Genomic DNA, 3,214 nt, shown 5'->3' with positions numbered 1-3,214 from the left:
TTAATCCCCCCTTGATAAGGGGGGTGCCGATCCCCCCTTAATCCCCCCTTGATAAGGGGGGTGCCGATCCCCCCTTAATCCCCCCTTGATAAGGGGGGTGTCTGACAACTTTTAACACCTACCTACTTATCAGTAATCGGTGAATAATTTCATTTAAGACTCATAACCTTCAAATCGAATCATTTCTAACCAGTCACTGATCAGGGATCACTAATAAGGAGGAGAATAAAAGTTGTTAGAAAATGCCAAGAAAATTACGGTTATAGGTGGGGGAATTTGGGGACAAACTCTCGCTAATTTGGCTAGACTTAATCACTTAGCTGTTAGGGTTTGGTCGCGTCATACTGGGGAAGATTTAGGGGCTATTATAGCAGATACTGAGGTAATTATTTCAGCAGTTTCGATTAAAGGAGTTGTTCCAACGATCGAAAAATTACAGCAATTACAATTAAATTCTCGCATAATTATCGTCACCGCTACTAAAGGATTAGAGCCAATCACCACTCGTACCCCTTTTCATCTGTGGAATCAAGCTTTTCCCGCTAATCCCCTTGTGGTTCTTTCCGGTCCCAATTTAGCTAAAGAAATTAATCAAGGTTTACCCGCTGCCACGGTGGTAGCAAGTTATGTGCAAAAAGCAGCAATATTGTTACAAAAATTATTATCTGGGGAATCTTTTCGGGTTTATCTTAATAGCGATCCCTTGGGGACTGAGTTAGGTGGCACTCTCAAAAATGTCATGGCGATCGCTTCTGGGGTTTGCGATGGTTTACAGTTAGGTACTAATGCCAAATCTGCCCTGTTAACTCGCGCTTTACCGGAAATAGTTCGGGTGGGAACTTGTCTAGGAGGTTGTCAAGAAACTTTCTTCGGTTTATCGGGTTTAGGGGATTTATTAGCCACCTGTAATAGTCCTTTATCTCGCAATTATCAAGTGGGTTATCAATTAGCTTTAGGTTTATCTTTGCCTGAGATTTTAGCAAAGTTAGAGGGAACTGCCGAGGGAATAAATACCACAGAAGTTTTGATGAGAATTGCCCAAGAAAAAAATTTATATGTACCGATTACCTGCCAAGTTGATCGTCTTTTGCGCGGGGAAATTTCTCCCCAAGTTGCCGTTTATGAATTGATGCGTCGGGATTTAAAAGCAGAATTTGATTAAGAGACAAGAGATTTTTCAGTGATCAGTAATCAGTTAGTCGGAGCTTTCTTAACAAAAAGAGAAGAAACTTAAAAAAAGGGGAACCGATTGATAGGTATAGTTTTGAAAGAAGGAATCAAGGTGGAGGTGAGCAAAAAAATGGAGAAATGGGCAGCCCAAGAATTACAGTATGCAGAGCTAGGGGACACCAGAAGAACCGAAAAGATTAATCAGTATCGTGGAAAACTTGGCCAGCCAACTTAGTACAAGAGTACGACATTCCTCGGCAAATCTAGCCGCCGTCAGTGCCACATCTGATTTTGGGAATTCACCCTATTTTCAACCTTCAGTGGTGAGAATGATTGCTTCTCTTGGGGTTTTTTTAGGTAGAAAAGGCGACGGTGAACCTAGTGTTAAAACTATTTGGTTAGGACTGGGAAGGTTAGATGATATCAGCCAGACTTGGAAACTATCTGATCAAATTATTTCCCCCATAGAACCCCCTTGAGCAATCTTGCACACTTTTCTCTTTTTGTCAAATTTTATGTTAAGAAAGATGCGACTAATGGATAGGAGGGCCACGAATAAAGAAAAATGGTATTAATAGGGAGCTAACTGCGAAATTAGCCTACAAAACCTGAAAAAATCTCCCACAAACATGGCGAGGACAAGCATGAATACAATTAGTAATTTTTTAGCTAGTGCTATTGTCGGCGGCTGGATTATGACCATGGCAGTTTTTGCTATTCAAAATATCCAACCAGTTTCTTTAAAGTTTCTACAATTTGAGTCAATTAAAGTACCTATCGGTGTTTTATTGGCTTTTTCTTTGGGAATTGGATTTTTTATGGCCGCATTTATCCCCGCTTTTTTGAGAAAGTCGAAAAAATCTCCTCGCAGTCGCTTTCCTCCCCCACAACCGGGGTTAGACGAGTTTGATTTTTAGATAGGGTTTGCGGCAAAAAGTTTGTTGGTGGGGTTAGGAGTCAGTAGCCGGTCGTCGGTCGTCAGTAGCCGGTCGTTTCAGGCTTTGTTGCCCTCTCTTTTTGTACCAAATTTGTACTATAAGAAGGATAATGCAAGGTTTTTGAGGGTCCCAATCCGATTTTCGCAGCATGAACATCGGATTTTAACAGGTCAAAAGCCTTATTTTAAAAGGGTTTTACCATTATTCAGCAAGCCCTAGTTAGTAAAAGTATAGTCAAATATAGACAGACTGAATTCCATTTCAGAAATTCCCTTCACTTCAATCCCTAATAGGGTTTAAGATTAATTGGAACATCAAATCACGAAAGATAAGGATAGCGGCATCGTCGTTTCAATCCCTAATAGGGTTTAAGATTAATTGGAACTCTATAATCGGAACGTACCACTTCACCAAATCATGTTTCAATCCCTAATAGGGTTTAAGATTAATTGGAACAACGATCGCACTGGCACAGCCGACCTCAACCACAAACAGTTTCAATCCCTAATAGGGTTTAAGATTAATTGGAACGCTGTAACTAGGGCATTTACGAAGGGCGCGACGTTGTTTCAATCCCTAATAGGGTTTAAGATTAATTGGAACTAGCTCTCCCATCTGACCAGGGAATAGGGAAGTTGTTTCAATCCCTAATAGGGTTTAAGATTAATTGGAACTACCGCCTCAGTCTTGCCCGTCTGTGCGCTGGCCATGTTTCAATCCCTAATAGGGTTTAAAATTAATTGGAACTTGAAAGTCGGTTAGAAACCCGATCGCGTTAAGCCCGTTTCAATCCCTAATAGGGTTTAAGATTAATTGGAACTTGGATTTCTAAGTCTTTTTTAGCTGTTTCAATAACCGTTTCAATCCCTAATAGGGTTTAAGATTAATTGGAACCAGTCATCATCTAATCTATCCCCGCGTTTCCGCTTGTTTCAATCCCTAATAGGGTTTAAGATTAATTGGAACCTGACAGGGGGACAAGCCAGCTGAAAAGCTTATGTAGCATGGAATACAGACACAGACTCCAAAAAAAGATAAGTCATATTTACCATATATGACCTAAATAACGAAAATGATAAGTGAACTATACCAGAAAGTGTTAGAAA

General features: G+C 40.4%; 2 protein-coding genes, 1 pseudogene and 1 CRISPR repeat array. All 3 genes and pseudogenes read left to right on the top strand.

The window, feature by feature from the left end; genetic code table 11:
- Positions 1-232: 232 nt before the first annotated feature.
- The 3 genes and pseudogenes from O9290_RS22035 (at position 233) to O9290_RS22020 (ending at position 2,087) form a co-directional block, all read left to right on the top strand.
- Positions 233-1,162, top strand: coding sequence for an NAD(P)H-dependent glycerol-3-phosphate dehydrogenase (locus O9290_RS22035; RefSeq protein WP_147072683.1), 930 nt, complete (start codon positions 233-235; stop codon positions 1,160-1,162).
- Between the two features lie 331 nt (positions 1,163-1,493).
- Positions 1,494-1,649, top strand: a pseudogene (locus O9290_RS22025) (IS4 family transposase); the annotation flags it as partial.
- A gap of 165 nt (positions 1,650-1,814) precedes the next feature.
- Positions 1,815-2,087, top strand: a complete 273-nt coding sequence (locus O9290_RS22020; RefSeq protein WP_002788612.1) for a lipopolysaccharide assembly protein LapA domain-containing protein — start codon at positions 1,815-1,817, stop codon at positions 2,085-2,087.
- Positions 2,088-2,384: 297 nt separating this feature from the next.
- Positions 2,385-3,074: direct repeats of the CRISPR family, unit length 37 nt; unit sequence GTTTCAATCCCTAATAGGGTTTAAGATTAATTGGAAC.
- Between the last annotated feature and the right edge of the window lie 140 nt (positions 3,075-3,214).

The organism is Microcystis sp. LE19-41.2A (assembly GCF_027530405.1).
In the GTDB taxonomy this organism is placed as follows: Bacteria; Cyanobacteriota; Cyanobacteriia; order Cyanobacteriales; family Microcystaceae; genus Microcystis; species Microcystis aeruginosa.
Note: the sequence above shows the minus strand (reverse complement) of the source record. Positions and strands in the feature narration are given on the sequence as shown.

What these genes read in the sequence shown, in the direction of transcription:
- O9290_RS22020 (WP_002788612.1), top strand. Translation starts at nt 1,815, where the DNA reads ATGAATACAATTAGTAATTTTTTAGCTAGTGCTATTGTCGGCGGCTGG.